The organism is Pantoea sp. X-Soil-YNGN-785, assembly GCF_059730585.1.
In genome coordinates this window covers 1673811-1689745 of sequence record NZ_AP035942.1, presented here as the reverse complement: position 1 = coordinate 1689745, position 15935 = coordinate 1673811, and the positions used below count along the sequence as shown (strand labels likewise).

General features: G+C 50.0%; 13 protein-coding genes and 2 pseudogenes. 2 read left to right on the top strand and 13 right to left on the bottom strand.

The window, feature by feature from the left end; genetic code table 11:
• Positions 1-107: 107 nt before the first annotated feature.
• From AC6I8E_RS07825 to AC6I8E_RS07800, 6 genes and pseudogenes are all read right to left on the bottom strand, one after another.
• The gene (locus tag AC6I8E_RS07825; RefSeq protein WP_312215489.1) at positions 108-320 is read right to left on the bottom strand and encodes a hypothetical protein; all 213 of its coding nucleotides are present in this window, start codon (positions 318-320) and stop codon (positions 108-110) included.
• Positions 321-730: 410 nt separating this feature from the next.
• On the bottom strand, positions 731-1312 hold the full coding sequence (gene ssi4 / locus AC6I8E_RS07820) for an immunity protein Sip4 (protein WP_278495829.1): 582 nt from the start codon (positions 1310-1312) through the stop codon (positions 731-733).
• Positions 1312-2259, bottom strand: a complete 948-nt coding sequence (gene ssp4, locus AC6I8E_RS07815) for an Ssp4 family T6SS effector (RefSeq protein ID WP_497824639.1) — start codon at positions 2257-2259, stop codon at positions 1312-1314. Before ssp4 ends, ssi4 begins: the two co-directional genes overlap by 1 nt.
• A gap of 523 nt (positions 2260-2782) precedes the next feature.
• Positions 2783-3175: a hypothetical protein gene (locus tag AC6I8E_RS07810; RefSeq protein ID WP_278495827.1), complete on the bottom strand. Its 393-nt coding sequence runs from the start codon at positions 3173-3175 to the stop codon at positions 2783-2785.
• Between the two features lie 10 nt (positions 3176-3185).
• On the bottom strand, positions 3186-3584 hold the full coding sequence (locus AC6I8E_RS07805; protein WP_497824694.1) for a scabin-related ADP-ribosyltransferase: 399 nt from the start codon (positions 3582-3584) through the stop codon (positions 3186-3188).
• Positions 3573-4535, bottom strand: a pseudogene (locus tag AC6I8E_RS07800) (RHS repeat domain-containing protein); the annotation flags it as partial. The gene AC6I8E_RS07805 and the pseudogene AC6I8E_RS07800, both read right to left, overlap by 12 nt.
• A 126-nt stretch (positions 4536-4661) precedes the next feature.
• Here AC6I8E_RS07800 and AC6I8E_RS07795 point away from each other — a divergent pair.
• Together AC6I8E_RS07795 and AC6I8E_RS07790 are read left to right on the top strand one after the other, a co-directional pair.
• Positions 4662-4814: a hypothetical protein gene (locus AC6I8E_RS07795; RefSeq protein WP_370584684.1), complete on the top strand. Its 153-nt coding sequence runs from the start codon at positions 4662-4664 to the stop codon at positions 4812-4814.
• Positions 4768-4985: pseudogene (locus AC6I8E_RS07790) on the top strand (DUF933 domain-containing protein). The gene AC6I8E_RS07795 and the pseudogene AC6I8E_RS07790 overlap by 47 nt, the downstream one beginning before the upstream one ends.
• Positions 4986-5260: 275 nt before the next feature.
• Here AC6I8E_RS07790 and AC6I8E_RS07785 read toward each other — a convergent pair.
• The 7 genes from AC6I8E_RS07785 to AC6I8E_RS07755 form a co-directional block, all read right to left on the bottom strand.
• On the bottom strand, positions 5261-5632 hold the full coding sequence (locus AC6I8E_RS07785) for a hypothetical protein (RefSeq protein WP_497824638.1): 372 nt from the start codon (positions 5630-5632) through the stop codon (positions 5261-5263).
• Between the two features lie 14 nt (positions 5633-5646).
• Positions 5647-10110, bottom strand: a complete 4464-nt coding sequence (locus AC6I8E_RS07780; protein ID WP_497824637.1) for an RHS repeat-associated core domain-containing protein — start codon at positions 10108-10110, stop codon at positions 5647-5649.
• A gap of 3 nt (positions 10111-10113) precedes the next feature.
• Complete coding sequence (locus AC6I8E_RS07775; RefSeq protein ID WP_110411526.1) at positions 10114-10554, bottom strand: DcrB-related protein; 441 nt, start codon at positions 10552-10554, stop codon at positions 10114-10116.
• A 17-nt stretch (positions 10555-10571) separates the two neighbouring features.
• On the bottom strand, positions 10572-11417 hold the full coding sequence (locus AC6I8E_RS07770; protein WP_140033509.1) for a hypothetical protein: 846 nt from the start codon (positions 11415-11417) through the stop codon (positions 10572-10574).
• Between the two features lie 214 nt (positions 11418-11631).
• Positions 11632-12348, bottom strand: coding sequence for a hypothetical protein (locus AC6I8E_RS07765; RefSeq protein WP_497824636.1), 717 nt, complete (start codon positions 12346-12348; stop codon positions 11632-11634).
• A gap of 218 nt (positions 12349-12566) precedes the next feature.
• Positions 12567-13346 carry an Ivy family c-type lysozyme inhibitor gene (locus AC6I8E_RS07760; RefSeq protein WP_033782839.1) on the bottom strand — a complete coding sequence of 260 codons (780 nt, stop codon included), beginning with the start codon at positions 13344-13346 and terminating at the stop codon, positions 12567-12569.
• Between the two features lies 1 nt (position 13347).
• A complete protein-coding gene (locus AC6I8E_RS07755; RefSeq protein ID WP_497824635.1) occupies positions 13348-15933 on the bottom strand; it encodes a type VI secretion system Vgr family protein in 2586 nt (861 codons plus the stop codon).
• Positions 15934-15935 lie beyond the last annotated feature (2 nt).

Here is a 15935-nt window from a genome sequence, read left to right as displayed (position 1 = left end):
AGAAATGGCTTACCAGCATTTAATGCCACTGGTAGATTTGAAAAGTCGAATTCCAGAAACATAGTTTGGCCGCCTTTGGAGTTAGTGAAATCACAAAAATAATCAGCTCACTGCTGGCAGTTTATTTTATCTCTAACTTGAGTGCGAATGATTACTTCATAAGCGTCTTGTTCGCATAGCCTGGCTTTATTAAACTCTTCTTCGCTTATCTCAGACTTAACATCTTTATTAGAAATCCCACCAGCATCATAGTTAATAAAATACTTTCCATTCTCTTGGGTAATAAACATGCCGTAGCCACTAAATATAGTTTCACCCATCATTTACCCCTTTCTTTAAATTATATTAATAAACAATTTATTTACTGACTATGTGACCTGTAATTTCATCTGGGATTCACCCAGATGTATATACCAGGCAGCCAAAAAATTATTTACACCTGCCTCATGGCCATATGGCATACGCAGGTTGTGCTGAACTACTGACTTCCGCTGGGTGGACCCGCAATTCAGCATGTTGCCTGCGCCAGGCTAGCGTCATAGTTCCTTACCTGCCTGCGCACCTTCCTGTGACAATAACCAACTACCGTTATCGAAGTCGCGCCAAAGAAACCTGAATGTTGCATGGCTACCCTCATTATCGAAATCCATTAGCGACAGGTTTGAGAGAAAAATAGAAGAGAGTCGCGGAATGGGTGTTCCGCGATAACAGCACTACAGACCCGTACGGGTTATTTCATGCGACGCTGCCGGGCGACGCTGGCAAGGCGTTGTGTCCGGCAGTAAATGGCAAACAGAACAAAACCCTGCCCATTCAGTATCCAGCGAGCACCCACCAAAGCAGCGAGTGCCAGAATCAGCCACAGGCCCGAGTGGCTAGCCGTAACAACGCTGTAGCTCAGGAGTAATACAGTCGATATAAGCAACATTGCACAGACGTAAGACAGTCCCGCCACACCCGCTGTATGGCCTCGCGCAAGCAGGTAACTGGCCGTGAGCATCGCGCCAATAACAACAATTGAGGGAACAAAAAAACTCAACGCATGCATCTGTGGACTCAGAGGAAGTAACGCGTGCAGAAATGTCAGCAGATTAAATGCAAATGCTACCAGTAACAGCATCAGTACGATTGCAACGGGGAAGCCGTTTTGCCGGGGCAGCGACTCAGAAGGCTGTTTAAAATAGCGCTCAAGCTCTGAAGTGGAACGGGCAAGTATGGAATCATCCTGCCGTGCGATTGCCTGATCTATTTCGCGCCCCTGTTGCAGGAGTTCAGTGATATTACGTCCAATAAGCCATGATAAAAATTGCATTAAATTACCGCCAGTGACTGGATTGTTCCCACGATGTAGCGTCCGGTACGCGGCACGTTACCTGGAGCAGCAATGATACCACTGACAGCACTGCCTGCCACAGCCGCTGCGCTCGTGACGACCTGCGCGAGTTGCTTAACAAGTTCTTTTTGCACCGGCTCTACAGGGAAACGCTTTGGATAAAGTCCTGCACGGATGGCGGCTTTAAGCTCTTTATTAGTTATACCCGGGTTTTGTGCCTTGATGATTAATTCAGTAAGCCGCGCCCTGTCCTGCCTTGGATAGTTCCTGAGCCACTCCGTGGCTTTTAAAGAAGAGACCGATTTCATCGCTCGCCATGTTGCCAGAGCTTCTTTTAATGCACCGCCCACACTGGCAAGTGAAATAAGGTCAAGAGACGTTGAAGTGGCAACGTACCAATCCTGAGAGTCCAGCCACGCTACGTTTTGACCACCGTTTTCGACGAGATCATAAACCCGGTAGATACCATTGACACATTGCACGCCTGTTGCGGCAGCGCCAGCATAACCAATAGCAACAAGCACGCCGCTACTGCCAGCCGTTATAGGCGTTGCTGAAGCGCCGATAACCGCCACGCCAGCAGTGATAATCATTGCACCACAGGAAAGCACGGTCGAGGCAATCTCCGTTCCCATTGAGGTTGCGCTTACTGCTTCACTAAGTGACTTGCCCGTATCAGACGCTGTGGCTTGCTTAGGCGTTTTGGTCACAATAAGATGTGTGACAATACCACTTTGGCCATTAGGATGACGCTGACCGGGCCGAACAAGGTAACGCTGTGCGCCATCTGCATAGATGATGCCAGCCTGATAAAACTCCCGGGTACAATCCATTGCTGCACCCAGCGCTTTGAAATCAAAATCAGGTGCCCCATAACCGGTTAGTCTCGCGATGTCATAACCCGGTAAGTTATTTTCGGGATTCATTCCTGGCAGGTTAATTTTATCTCCTTATAAGGTCAAAATGATAAAAATTTTTATCACAACTATCTATTAATTTTCCACCAAGTTAAAAGTGAAGCATCAATTTCATCCTACAATCCACTATCTTAATCAAAAATAAAATAAAAAAATTCATCCTGCATAGTAAAAAGAAGATGCATAATAATGTGCTATTTGGTCATCACATTTTATATTCAAAATTAGAAAATATTTTAGAAAAATGGTAGCAGGAATGATTTTAATTTTCTCTATACTTTTATTTTAACTACACTTCGGCAGCCTCAGCTAATCAACCCTGCTCAGCAGGTTCGGCACATAAGTGTAGATATTTAAGTCTCCGCTAGCCTCACCCGTTCCATCTACCTCAATAGACCATCGGCCAAGTCATAATAGCGTAACAGACTGTAGTGGACACACGCCTATAAATCCAGAATAACTTATAATTCAATGTGTTATAGAGGGATTGGAGCATCATTGCATTTCCCTTTGACAATAAAAATAATTAAATTTAATTACTTAATGACGAAAACCAATTTGCTTCATATTCATCTTGCTCTGATGGGTCGGAGGCTAATCCCTCATTTGCATAGTCAAATATATTAACTAAATCTTCTTTGCGAGCTGGAACACCTAAACTCGTTTCATAAGCACTCAACCCTTTAGACATTTGCCTTGTCATTCGTGAGGGTAGTACATTAACTTTAGCGCCTTTGCAAAAATAAACTATATTTTTATCCAACTCCCTTATTCTTTTAAAGCACTCAAAAAAATCATTACCTTCAGCATTCAATTGACATTTACTTTCAATGTCAACCCTCATGAGACATTTGACGCCACTTATTAGATGAACCTCTACATCACGCACTGCACCATCAAACATGCAGGTTAAATTTATTTTCATTAAATTCAATCTATCCTCCGAAGAAATTTATAAAACTGAATCCTACAAAACTGCCATCTCCGTTAACCGGAGTAACCCCCAAAATATCTTTATTTGAGATAGCGCCAGGTACAGCCATTTCTACCTCATCAGGGAAAGGGGTATTTTTACCCAATGTTTTATTAACATCAATGGCATTTTTTTGTTGTCGGATAGCATAAACAAAACCTTTTTGTTCATCTCTTGCTGCAAAATTTTGCGCTACCTCTATATCAGACGATGTACTGACAAAATGACTCGGTGGTGATCTGTTATCTCTGGCATGTAAAAGAAGATCTGCGCTATCACCGAGAGGCTTAAATCCTTCGCGAAAAATAACATTTGGGGGTCTTTTATCACCTCGGTATAAAAAGCCTGTTTCACATTTCATCAACCCCCACGGATCCACCCAACCCAGCGCGTTCGGCGCATACTGGTAAAGATTGATCCCGCCCGCCAGACCTATCGGGTCCTGCTGGGTAAACCGTCCGCTGTCCGGATCATAATAACGAAACAGATTGTAGTGCAGTCCGGTTTCCCGGTCCAGGTACTGGCCCTGCATACGCAGGTTCTGCTGAACGACCGGCATCCGCTGGCTGGACTCGCGCAGCAGCTTGCCCCACGGGCTGTTGATGCCTTCCCAGGCTTTTTGCCCTTCAGCGTCGGTCAGCAGCTCCGGCATTCCGTTGGCCGCATTATGGAACCAGTAGATCTCCGGGCTTTCCACACCATCAATACGCGCCAGCGGTTCATAGCTCTGGCTGTCGCTGTAAACATAGGTCAGCGGAGTGCCGTCGTGGATCTCCTGCAGCAGGCGGTAACCTTCCCAGACGAAGCGCGTCGTAACGGCATTGCCGGATGGTCTTCCCTGTAACAACGACTGGCTGGTTTTACTGATGCGGCGTCCCAGCGGATCGTAACGAAAACTCACTTTAGTGCGCGGCTTGTTACGATCCCGCGGCTCGCTGATGACGTCCGTCAGGCGATGCTCACCATCGTAGCGATAACGCCAGCGAATCTGCCCGTCATCTTTCTCGGTGGTGCGGCCATGGATATCGTACTGCCAGCGGATACCGTTCAGTTCGGTGACACGGTTATGCATGACATGGGCAGCACTATGGCGATCCAGCGGGTTGCCCGCGCCATCCCAGCGCCACTGTTCATTACCCGGCTGCGCACCGTCCTGTGACAACAGCCGCCCAGCGTTATCGTAGTTCCATAATGTCTGGCTGAACGGATTATCGTCACGCTCTTCACGGATCAGGTTGTTACCGTAATCGAAGTCGCGGCGACGGGACCAGACGCGCGGCGCAGGACGCTGTGAGTCACCCTTAAATACATTGATTGCGCATAGTGCCTCAGAGTTCCCGATGCAATGTGTCACGAGTAGACTCGATTCATGGTGCCATTATGTGCCATCAGTGGGTCAGGCCTTACCGAACTGGAGGATGAAGACCGGGACGAGTTCATGGCGGAACCGAGACTGGAAAAGCCGGGCCAGAATCGCGTTATCAGTGCCGGTTACTCTCTCCTGAACCTGCAGACCTACATCGCCGCTGGTGTGAAAGAAATCCGTGCATGGACCATTCAGGTCGCCCGATCGCCCTCAGGCAGTCGGTAAAATCCAAGCCGACTTCGAGAAAGACTTTATCCGCGCCCAGACCATCGCGTTTAAGACTTTATCGCTTATAAAGGCGAGCAAGGTGCTAAATAAGCCAGCAAGATACGTTCAGAAGGTAAAGAGTACGTCGTGAAAGATGGCAATGTGATGAATTTCCTGTTCAACGACTGATGTGGTTTCAGGCTTTAAAAAAACACGTTCTTAGCATGTTTTTTATTTCAGGCAACGAAGAATGGAATCGGAAGCTACTGATGAATTATCTTTCATAAAACAACTGTCTTTAATCATAATAAATTAAATGGCATGCTTGTTTTTATAAGCATTTTACTTTGTCCAATCTTGAAAAATCTATTCTATCAGATTTTCGTGGAGTAACCACATCACTCCACGAACTTAAATATAGCTACCCATTATATCTTATCGCTCTAATGTTGAATAGATAACCATCAGTATGCAGGTGAAACACGCACAAGCAAATTATCTTTTTGATTGTAAGAAAAATGCCAATCACTCCACCCGTCAATTTTCTCACTAAAAACACAGACTACTAAGACTTCTTTTTTTGCATCAATGGTCATGTAGTAAAACTGTCCCCCATCAGGAGGCGAAAATGTTGATAAAACCTCTCCTCCTCCGTTAATTATAGATAACCTCTGAGGCAATTCTCTCTTTTGGTCTAGAACAAATATCAACTCTCTACTTCCATCGACCATCACCTGATCAATTTTAGAAAATGGCATGGAAAATATTTTTTCTTTACATTTCCACTTTACAATCGACTCACAAGCCATGACATTTAGATCATTAATTTCGCTCATTTTTACTCCCTGCTTCAATCGCCGATGGGCTTTTCATCTACTACTCTCAAGTAGTCCATTCTTTCATTAGGGGGTACTAACATTTCCACCTGTGATTTACCACCTTTAAGGTAAGCACCAGCCCCTTTATCAATTTGGGGACCTACCTCTCCAAAGTTGACAGGCAAGGGTTTTATAACCTCATAAGTAATAACTCTATCAATATCAGGTTTCCATTCATTTTTGACTCCAAGCTCATTCCTTACGAAAGCTTTATTAGGAATATCATCGAAAGTAGCAAAACCGCCCGGGCGGGTAGCAGGTTGGCCCGGAGCCACTGCCATATTAAGTTTAACACCAGGTAAAACTTCTGCTTTAACTGGAGGTTCATTCAATGGCCAAGGAGACTGTTCTTTTATCAAATTATGATAGGCTTCGGAAGCATCGGATGTTTTTTTGAAATTGCCACGATGATGCCGCTGATATTCATTCCATGTATTAGTTTTCTTACAACTCAACCCCCACGGATCCACCCAACCCAGCGCGTTCGGCGCATACTGGTAAAGATTGATCCCGCCCGCCAGACCTATCGGGTCCTGCTGGGTAAACCGTCCGCTGTCCGGATCATAATAACGAAACAGATTGTAGTGCAGTCCGGTTTCCCGGTCCAGGTACTGGCCCTGCATACGCAGGTTCTGCTGAACGACCGGCATCCGCTGGCTGGACTCGCGCAGCAGCTTGCCCCACGGGCTGTTGATGCCTTCCCAGGCTTTTTGCCCTTCAGCGTCGGTCAGCAGCTCCGGCATTCCGTTGGCCGCATTATGGAACCAGTAGATCTCCGGGCTTTCCACACCATCAATACGCGCCAGCGGTTCATAGCTCTGGCTGTCGCTGTATACATAGGTCAACGGAGTACCGTCGTGGATTTCCTGCAGCAGGCGGTAGCCTTCCCACACAAAACGCGTCGTTACGACGTTGCCAGATGGTCTTCCCTGTAACAGCTGCTGGATGGTTTTACTGATGCGGCGTCCCAGCGGATCGTAGCGGAAACTCACCTTAGTGCGAGGCTTGTTACGGTCCCGCGGCTCGCTGATCACTTCCGTCAGGCGATGCTCACCATCGTAACGGTAGCGCCAGCGGGTGTGCCCGTCATCTTTCTCAGTGGTGCGGCCATGAATATCGTACTGCCAGCGGATACCGTTCAGTTCAGTGACGCGGTTATGCGTGACATGAGCGGAACTATGGCGATCCAGCGGATTGCCTGCGCCATCCCAGCGCCACTGTTCATTACCCGGCTGCGCACCGTCCTGAGACAACAGCCGGCCAGCGTTATCGTAGTTCCATAATGTCTGGCTGAACGGATTATCGTCACGCTCTTCACGAATCAGGTTGTTGCCGTAATCGAAGTCGCGCCGACGGGACCAGACGCGCGGTGCAGGACGCTGCGAGTCGCCTTTGAACACGTCACGGCGGCGCAGTCTGCCTAACCGGTCATATTCACTGCGCATGGTCAGGCCACCCTGTGTCCGGCTCAGTTCCCGGTGCAGCGTGTCACGGGTAAACTCGGTAACCGGCAGGTTGTCTAAAGCGATGCTCAGTAAATGACCGCTACCGTAATAAAGCTGCTTCAGGTTGCGACCATCGGGCAGCGTCAGGGCCGTACAGTTGCCCAGCGCGTCATACTCCCACGCCAGTTCGCCCTGCTCCCCCTGTTCAGCAACAATGCGACCCAGCGCATCATACTTAAAGGTAATCTCCTGCTCGGCCTGCTGGCTCCACTCGCTGTCAGACAGCGGCAGATGCTGCGACACTTTACCCAGCTGACCGCCGCCACTGTAGTGATAGCGCGTCTGGCCTTCCGGCGTGGTTCGCGCCAGCAGTTGTCCCGCGCGGCTCCAGTGATAACGATGGGTAATGGAGTGAGGATGCCCGGCGGCAAAGGTGCGTGATACCGTGCGGCCCGCCGCGTCATAGTCGTATCGGGTGGCAACGCCATCCAGCCCAACCTGAGCCAGCAACAGAGAGTCTGCGCTCCATTCGAACTGGTACTGCTCACCGTTCTCGTTTTGCAGCGCCGTCAACCGGCCACGGCTGTCCCAGCTTCGCTGAACCGTCTCACCCTGCGCATTGCGGTTGGCGATCAATCGCCCGACGTTGTCGTAACGGAATTCACTGCGCTTGCCATCAGCCGATTCATAGGCCAGCGGCAGTCCGTTTTCACTCCAGTGCAACCGCTCTTCCCATCCTTCTGCACGTTCCAGCTGAAGAGGACGGCCTGCGGCATCATAGTGATAACGGGTTTCTTCACCATCCGGCGCGATGACACAACTGAGCCAGCCCAGCGGATGATAACGGTAGCGCGTGGTCAGCCCTGAGCAATCGGTTTCACGGATAACCTGGCCGGCATCGTTAAACTCCCGGCGGTAGCTGTTACCCGCTGCGTCGATCTCCTCGACAACCAGTCCGAATTCATCCCGTTTATAGAGCGTGCTTTGTCCGAGCGCATCAACGACGCGCTCAAGGCCATGATGGGGATCGTAATAGTACTTCGTGGTGGAACCATCTGCTCCGGCAACCACTGTCGGCAGCGAACGGTGGGACAGCCATTGCACAGCCTGCACACCGCCGTCAGCATCTTTCTCTTCAACGCGGTTACCCAGATCGTCATAGGCGAAGCTCACCGCGTTGCCCAGCGGATCGATGCGGCGCGTCAGGAGTTCGTTTTCATTCCACTCGTAGCGCCACTTCTCGCCCCGCTCGTCGATAAAACAGGTGATGAGGCCCGCAGCATTCCAGTGATGTTCGCGCTGCTGACCGTCATAGGTTGAAACACGCGTGATGCCCGCCTCGAGATCGTAATGCATATGGCAGCCATCGCCGGTATTGGTGCGGTTCTCTACCACACGCCAGTGATCCAGCTTCTGCCAGCGATATTCGCTTTCGAGCCCGCCGGGCAGCTGATGCCAGACCATTAATCTGTCATCGTTGTACCGGAAGCGCCGGGAGATAACGCCTGCGGCATCGGTTACGCTGGCAAGCTGGCCCTGTTCAGTGTAGGTCCAGCGCGTCAGAGGCCAGTGCTGATTGCCATCAAAATGGCTGGCGGATGTCGGGCGCCGCGCGTGCTGTCTGTCGTCGTAATGCAGCGTGACGTCAATCGCCAGCGGCGCGTCATGGATACGCACCAGGCGAGCCTGTGCATCCCAGCCCATCTCCAGCGCATTACCGTACTCATCGCTCAGTGAAGCCAGCCGCAGCACCTGCGGATCGGCAGCCGTGCGCCGGTAAAGACGCCATACCGCACCGTCGTCATCGGCAATGGCGATATCGCCTGACTCATTGCGCCGAACCATCAGCCCTTCGCTGATGCTGTAGAGCACCTCTTTTTCACCGGGAACGTCAAAGCTCAGTTCACGCCCGTTATCATCAAACCAGGTCGCCCGGTTCCCTTCCAGCGTCAGATAACTGTCAAACATCGTGGCCCAGCCCTGACCAAACAAACCGGCGCGCTGAGTCAGGCTGTTATAGCTGCGCTGAAAACTCAGCGGGAAACGTCCAGGGAGGGAAAAATCACGCTCGGCATCATCATTCAGGACTTTAACGCCGGTCGCTGCATGAACCGGGAACAGCGACGAGAAGGCCGCGTTGATCGACATATCTGCCAGCATCCCGCCGCCCGCCATTGCCAGCGCGCAGGGCATGTTTTTGAGGATCTCACAGGGACGACCACGAAGGAGAGAAAGGCCGATCATCATCACGGCCAGACCCGGGACCTTGCCGCTTTTGATCTCTCTGACCGTAACGGTTTCACCCCCAATGATGACATTGGGGGACACATCGTCACTCACGGTGGCATCACAGGTGGTTTTATCCTTTGCGCGCACCGCAGGCTGGCCATTGATAAAAACGCTTTTCGAACCCTGAGCCAGATATTGCGGGGCACTGTGTTTTTCACAGGCCACTTTGTCCTGCTCCAGCGGAGAGGTGCCCGCATCGGCGGAGGCGACCGTGGGCTGCCACATTGCACTGCCAAACTGGCCGACCGCAGACAGCAGCATGCCGCCGTAGTCCGCAAAGCTCTGCGGCGATTGTGGTTCCGGTGGCGGTGTCTCACCGGGCGTGAGCATCCCGGCCGCGCGTGCGGCTAAAAGACCATTAACGTAGACATTCTCTGACCCACTGGCGATCACACCGGCGGGTGACGGCGGAAATATCATGTTACCCAGACCATCGGCTGCTTTGCTGATCTCCTGTGACAGACCCACGGCATTGGCCAGTACACCACCCAGAATACCGCTGAGCAGGCAACTGTTACCCACAGCGGCTACACTCGCCGCTGCTACCCCTGTACCCAACAGGGGCGCTGCCGAGACGATAGCAGCACCCACTGCGGCACCAATGACGGCATACGCCGCACCTTCTGCCACAATGCTGGTGATATCAGCAAAAATGCTGGAGTGAATGATCTCATCGCCCACGCGGGCCGCAGGATTATCCATAAGTTATGCTTTCCGTGGCGTGTTCAGAGTCAGGCTTTGTTTAAAAGCACTCCAGCGCTGTCCGTCTTCTTCATTGAATGGACGCATCGCGGAGAGCGTAAAAATCATTAAGGTGTTCGAGTCCGGCACCTGCGTAGCCAGCTGTTTCTGCCACACGGCCTGCCCGTTACGGTCAAACATAGTTTCAACTTCAATTGCGTGTAGGGTGTTATCTACACCCGCCATCACGCGTACAAACTCACTCTGCTGGATGTGACCCATCTGACTCCGCAACGTGTCCCACTGACGCTGGAATTCTTTTTCCGCATCACTGCCCTCAGAAATAACACCACGGCTCACAACCCATGCCAGGCCACTGGCTTCGTCGCGGAGAATATTCATGGTGGTGTCCTGCCAGGCAGCAGGAAAAAGCGCAAAGGCGCCCTCATTGAATTGGTAATTCATAATAGATTTCCGTTTTATTAATGGTTTGTAGCGGGTGGAATCAGGCTATGGTATTCGCCATCAACGTTGTCGGCATTAGTGAGTAGCTGTGTATTATCTCGAGCAACTTTAATGTCGAAAAGTCGATGCGTAATATCAGGATCCCCACCGCAACTGGTGTCGTGATGATCTTCACGAACCGTGATGACAAAGAAACGTTTATCACTGCTGTCATCGAGATCGTACCGCAGGCATTTATCATCGAGGCTGGTCAGGTGCCAGGTGTGAATCGCTTCCGTTGCGGCACTGATAGCCTGGTCAGCGCTGATTTCGCTTTGCTCTGCACCCAGATCTGTTTTCAACATGATGGAGCTGACCTTCCCCTGGTCAATCTGGAACATTAACTGTTTCCCGCCCGACTGGTAGACAAGCCATTGCTGATTATCACTGTTGTCTTCTTTGGCGGGTCCATAGGCTTGCTGAACCTGTTCCAGACTATCGCCTGCCTTTATATTTCGGGCCGTCGGCACGCTGGCACTTTTCAGAAGGACCTCAGCCAGAACCGTGTGGCTGGCATCTCCAACCGCTGCCGCGCTAAATAACTCAAAGCCGTCGTAGGTATGCTGAAAGTAGTTGTACTGCTGGTTGTTAATATCCACTTCTCCGGCCAGAACTGAACTGAGGGCCTTGCCTGCGCGTACGAAACTTTCGTTGCTCCAGTTGTCACCAGGAGTGAAAGCATAGTCGTTCAGCAGAACGGAAAAATCGCCCTCGTTAAGAGCAGGAACAGACAATTCCGTACCAGACTCAGCTCTGGCAAGACAGGATAAAAACAGGATCAAAGGCACAAATATAAGGCTGGTGAAAAAACGATTTACAATCATTGTGTTTTATCGAGATTGGAAATTAAAAATAAGAAAAAACATTCATTCACTAATGCAACGCAATTAAATTGACTCAATAAAAAATACACAGATAAATAATATGCGCGAGGTGGAGACAAAACATCACCACCTCAATAAAATATCACAACATTAATCAACGTTATTATTATCATCTGAAGCGCAAAAAACTCTCATTTGAGAATAATAAAAATCATCACTCCCACTTACCACTTTGCTCTACAAGCATTTTATTCCCCTGCGTTACTTTTAACGCAAGCGGATTAAAGCTCACAATATAATCTACGCCGCTATTATTGAAAATCATTCCATCAGCTTTATTTGAGTTGGCAGGTTGCGTGGTTTTACCTTCAAGAGTGATTTGTTTCCCATCTTTATTTCTGAGACCTAAGTATTTAACTTTATTACATACAGTATAAAACCCTCCGCAACCATTCACTAAAGTAATGGTAAAATCAGCTGTCGAGAAAATCTTCATGCCCGATTTTAAACCCCCCTGGTTCACTTCTTTATCGAGCGCGTAAGTTTTTGGAGCGTAAAACTCGCCATTCTCAGGGTCTTTTATTAACTTCCATAAAACTTTATTATCTTTAAGTTCTAAATTTGCTTTACCCTTGACTCCGCCAAATGAAGAATCAAATTCAATTAAAGCTTTTTTACCATTTGCAGTGCCTTTGAGATTGCTGCCATTCCCCTCAGGACAATCTATTTTGTTTCCACCCCGTGTTACATAACAATAACTACCCGTTATGTTATTATTATCATGCTTTAATTTTAATGTCAGAGTGGAGTATAACGACCTATTATCATTTTTTTCTTGACCACTCCACTGACCAGAAAAGTCATCAGAAGCGAGCAAGGATAATGAAGAGATTGACAGCAAAACAGCTAAGCTAAATCCAACTTTATTCATTTAATTAACTTTTACAACCTAAGGATTTTTAACGCTATTAAGTCAGCCGTTAAGATTAAGATTCATTTAATTATGGACTATAATTGAAAGCAGCAAGCTTTAACAAAAAGTAACATTATTTCAAGATTTGCCATTTTAAAAGATACCATTTGCAGATGGTTTGCAAACTTCATCTGTGATGGTGCGCATACATGACGCACCATCACGCAGAGATTTAATTACTTGGAATCATTCTTCCACTTTCCGTCTTCAGATAGCACGATTTTATTATTAACGACAACCGTAAGATTACTAATTACATTGTTAATGATATAGGTTGCATCATGATTGCGGAATTTATAACTCAGAACCGGGCAGGAAGCTTCACCACAATCACTTTTCATGGCTTTGCCTTTTAATCTGACAACAGCCCCATCTGATTTTCTTACACCCTCATAACTAACGTCATTACACTCCGAACCCACAGCGCAGAGCGACGTTATTCTGATTTTAAATTTCGCCGTCTCGAAAAACTTCTCGCCATTGCTTTGCATTTCTTTTTGGTTTTTAGCGGGAGTATCTGACTGTTTTTTATCAAAACGTTTTGCCCAACTCGCAATATCTTCCTGCATCTTATTATTTGCACGATCATTGCTTACATAGTGTATCTTATCATCTTCAGGCAGCATCCATGCAGCATAGACTTTACCGTCAGGCTGTATAACAAATGCTGAAGCCTGCTCAAGATAAAGATCTTTTAACCAGCCCTCAACGAATATACCACCGTTCGCTGTTTTGTGAGGCTGGCCAAAAACATCAAAATTCTGGCTAAAGTCATTGTACTCGCTACCTAAAACAGATTTCAAATTAGAAACGACTTTCTGGTCATTAAAAATAGTTGAAACACTATTCAGGTTATTATACTGAGAATAAGCCGCCTGGGTATCCGATGCTGTTGCAATACCTATTGTGCCACTTGTAAAAAAAACCAGAAAAATTAAATTAATAAATAAATTCATTTTATTCACCTGAAAACTTTAAAAATTCAGCAGCTTCATTGGTATAGCGCTTGGTCAAACCGTTTGAATAATGATCCCACCAGTTATATGAAACACCGTTTTTCACCGTAGTCGTTGAACCATATATAGCCTTGTCATAATTCAATCTGGCGCTTACAAGGTCATTTTGGAATTCAGAAGAACCCATTTTTTCAACATAGTCAATAGATTTTTCAGTGAGTTGTGAAGATTTGACGATATCATCACCACTCATAGAATTGAGTATAGCCTGAGCGCCACCCACTCCTCTCATATGAGCTAATGACATAACGGCCGCTTGTTTTCCTGGATCACTAAAATTAAGCGCCCCGGCTTTTTGGGCTGTCTGGTTCATATATTTTGAAACCACTGCGAATTCTTCATCACTACCCTGTCCATACTGTTTCCTGGCGGCAGCGATATCTTTATATGCAGGCCCAAATCCTTTTCTGAAACCATACATTTCCGGTACACCCCCCTGTTCACCACCCGCACCTTCCGACTTCATAATTGACCGGACGACACTATCATCAAGTTTCTTCGGATCACCCGCATTTGTATTTTGTTTTAACGGCGCAGCCGCACCTTTCGCCGGGGCCGCCGCAGCCTTTGGTGCAGCGGATGCAGCCTGCCCTTTCTGCTTCGGCGGGAACAGGTTATCTACGGCCTGACTGATGTTCTGTTTATGACTGGATCCCGGTGCGCTGGTGCCTGGCTTCGCACCATCTGTGTTCAGGTTCAGTTTGCCGCCAGAGGTGGTGATATGACCATCGCCCTGCACGAAAATATTGAACCCCTTGCCGACGATATTAATCTGACCATTCGCATTGAGTTCGATAGCACTCTCTCCGCATTCAAAACGAAGCTTAGTGCCCGACCCAACGACGTAAGTATCAACCACCGCATCGAGTTTGCCCTTACCGGTCAGCCGCTCTTCGCCCCCTTTCACTCCGTGGACGCGGTTAGTTTCGACACGGTAGAGCTCATTGCCGCCCGCATAATGGCTGTGATTGTTGGCGACGGAATGGCTGGCGTCATTTTTAACATGCGTATCCATGTTCTTCTGCGCCTGGATCCACAGGTGTTCCTCACCCGCCTTATCCTCAAACCTCAGCGCGTTCGCCGTGTCCGCCGTGCCATCCTTCGACCGGCTCAGAAAACCCATCTGCGTCGCCGCCGCCGGCAGCGCCCACGGCGGCATGCTCGCCTCGTTGTACACCCGGCCGATGATCAGCGGACGGTCCGGATCGCCATTGATAAAGTCCACCACCACTTCGTCGTTAACACGCGGGATCTGCACGCCGCCGAACCCCTGACCGGCCCACGCGCTGGAGACGCGCACCCAGCAGGAGCTGGTGTCGTCGCCCTTCGCCAGCCGGTCCCAGTGAAACTTCACCTTCACCCGCCCGTAGCGGTCGGTCCAGATCGACTCGCCTTTCGGCCCCACCACCTTCGCGGTCTGCGGACCGTGCGTTTTCGGCCACGGCGTCTCCGGCGGCGTGCGGTACGTCACCGACGACGGCAGCACCGTGAAGCTGATGTTGTGACGGCTCTCGCCGGTGTCGCCGCTGGCGTAACTGTTCTCGGCGAAGTCATAGGTCGCCGAGGTCACCAGATACTCGCCGTTGTCGCTGAAGTGCGGCGCGTTGATGATGGCGAAGGTGAAGCCAGGCGCGATGCCGGTGGCGGTGCCCGACCCGCTGACGCTGTGGTGCTCGGCCTGCCACACCTCCTGACGGATGCGCGCGTAGGACTCGCCGTGGCTGTGGTCGACAAAGTGACCTGGCCAGTCGTAGACGTCCACCGAGCCCGGCACCGGCGACGCCGGGTTCTGCCGCGCCTGCAGCATCCACGCGTTCGGCTTGCGGAAGTCGTAGTCGTCGGTGCTGTAGATGCCCGGCGTCACGCTCTCCGCCAGCGACCACTGGCTGATGCCCTCTTCCGTCACAACGCCGCCCGACGGGGTGACGTGATAGGCGATGGTCTCATAGCCCGGAAACGCCTGATGCTGGTCCGGCGCGTCGCACAGCACCAGCGTATGCTTGTCCGCCTCGTGGCGGAAGAAGTAGTAAATCCCCTCCAGCTCCATCAGGCGGCTGATAAAGTCCAGGCTGCTCTCCTGATACTGCACGCAGTACTCCCACACCCGGTAGTTACCCCCCAGGCGCGTCTCAACGTTAACCGCGTACTCCTTCAGCAGCGTCTGCACAATCTGCGGCACCGTCTGGCTCTGGAAGATGCGCAGGTTGCGGTCGCGCCGCATCGGCCACAGGTCCGGCTCGACCGTCAGCTGGTAGACCGCGTAGCGGGTGCCGCTCAGCTCCTGGCTGCGCACCGCTATCCGGGTGATTTTGCCGTTGAGGTAGCGCGGACTCAGCGCACTCATCAGGCCATCGGTCGGCAGCGTAAACGTCACCGGTTTGCCCAGCAGGGCGTGACGGTCAATGCGCGCGTCGGTGGCCAGCAGTTCGGCGGTGAGTACAAACGGACGGGACAGCGTCTCGGTGCCCGTGAGCGTGTGGAACAGCAGGCCGTCCGCCGGCAGCTGTGCAGTAATGCGTGAGAACATAA